This window comes from Collinsella sp. TF11-5AC (assembly GCF_003436775.1).
Classification (GTDB): Bacteria; Actinomycetota; Coriobacteriia; order Coriobacteriales; family Coriobacteriaceae; genus Collinsella.
The window spans coordinates 1-1,919 of the sequence record NZ_QSQO01000042.1; the positions used below are offsets into that span (position 1 = coordinate 1).

At 55.0% G+C, this 1,919-nt stretch carries 1 protein-coding gene; it reads right to left on the reverse strand.

Going from position 1 to position 1,919, the window contains the following annotated elements; all coding sequences use genetic code 11:
• Positions 1–591: 591 nt before the first annotated feature.
• A complete protein-coding gene (locus tag DXD16_RS10115; RefSeq protein ID WP_117655984.1) occupies positions 592–1,716 on the reverse strand; it encodes an aminotransferase in 1,125 nt (374 codons plus the stop codon).
• Positions 1,717–1,919: the final 203 nt, after the last annotated feature.

The window sequence follows — 1,919 nt, forward strand, 5'->3', positions numbered from 1 at the left end:
TGCAGACCTTTCGTCATGGCCTCCTACCTTTCTTTCGGGCCCCTGTCAGGGCCGATTCGTTAGCGCCCCTCCGTGTGAGGCGTTATTGCTGACGACATATTTATATCCAAAATCAGTCCATACTTCCACCTCGCCCCCGAACGGTTTTATATGAGGGGTGAACGGCATACACATATACTTCACGCATGGCACACTTTGATTTAATAAAGTTTATTTACGTGCTAAAACGCGTTTTCAATCCAAATAGCAAATGGAACTTAACTTTATTAAACCACCCTCAAATTGCATATTTCTAATATAGCTATGAATAGAATTAGCGATTCATGCCGCGTCCCAACCATTTTCATTTTTATTCAGAAAAAAGTTTGTCCTATTCATTTCTGATAAATAAATTACCGTTTACCAGACGCTTGATACCGTTCACCGGAAGCTCAGTATAAGGCCCAGCGGATACCGGCTCGCTTTACGGCCCCATTTGTAACAACTTGACTTCTCGGTATAGAAAAACGAACCCGCTTCCCCTAGGGAAACGGGTTCGTTTTCGATTATCTTCGGCCAATTTGGATAAGGCCCTCGAAGATCGTCGGAACCCTAGCGATCGAACTCCGCCAGTGCCTCGCCCAAAAGCCTCAGGCCCTCGCGAAGAACGTCTTCGCTCGCGCAGTAGCCCAGGCGTGCGCCGCAGGGAAGCTCAAAGCGGCTACCGGGGACCAGCAGCACTCCCCTCTCGGCCAACAGGCGCTTACAGAATTCCTCGTCATCCTCGGGAATATCCAGCTGGATAAACGAGGTGGATATTCCCTGCGGGGCCGTCCAGGAAACGCGATGCTGCGTATCGATCCAAGCCTGCGCGATATCGCGGTTGCCAAACACGATCTTGCGATTGCGCTCGAGAATCTTGTCCTTGTGCTCGAGCACGTATGTCGCCAGGGCATCGTTGAACACGCCGCCGCAGATCATGGTGTAGTCGCGGTAGGTGCGGATGCGGTTGGACACCTCTTCGTCGGCCACGACCCAGCCCACGCGGGCCGCAGGCGTCGAATAGGTCTTGGACACCGAGTTGGTGACAATGGCCTTCTCGTACATGTCGGCCATCGACATAAAGGCCTTGGTGTTCTCAAGCGGCAGGTACACCTCGTCGCACAGCACATAGGCGCCAGCCGAACGGGCGATCTCGGCAATCTGGCCGAGCATATCGGCATCGAGCACCGTACCGATGGGGTTCGATGCGTTGTTGATGCAGATGAGCTTGGTATTGGGACGCACCAAGCGTTTAAGCTCCTCGATATCGGGCTTCCAGCCAAGCTCCTCGCGAAGCTCCCAATACTCGACCTCGGCACCGAGCGTACGCGGAATCTCGTAGAGCGGCGCGTAGGTGGGCCACTCGGCGATGACATGGTCGCCGGGCTCGACCACGGCCATGATGGCGTTGAGGTTAGCGCCCGTGCAGCCATTGGTCTGCAGAATGTGATCGGGATTGACCTCGCGACGATACAGCTTGGCAACCTCGGCCTTAAACTCCGGAGAGCCCTCGATCCAGCCGTAGTTCATCTTCTCGCGGTCCAGGCGCTCGTAGAACGTGGCACCGTCCTGCTCATCGAGCGCGCGCAGCTCGCCCATGGTGAGCGACGAGATCGTCGACTGGGCGATGTCCCACGTGGCGCTCTTCTCCCAAACGTTGAGCCATTCCTCAACGCCAATCGTCTTAATGTCCATGGCCAAGCTCCTTACAAAAGCAGTCATCCAACCGTGTTGACGTTCCTCATACAAGATTGGGGCGGCGCGAAAACCCGCACCGCCCCAATGGGAGACATCTAACGTCAGCTAGATGTATGTATTAAGACCTATACGGGTCCTAGAAGACCTTAGAGGTCCTCACGCCAGAAGGGCATGCTCATGCAGCGCGGGCCGCCGCGGCC

What these genes read in the sequence shown, in the direction of transcription:
- DXD16_RS10115 (WP_117655984.1), bottom strand. Translation starts at nt 1,716, where the DNA reads ATGGACATTAAGACGATTGGCGTTGAGGAATGGCTCAACGTTTGGGAG.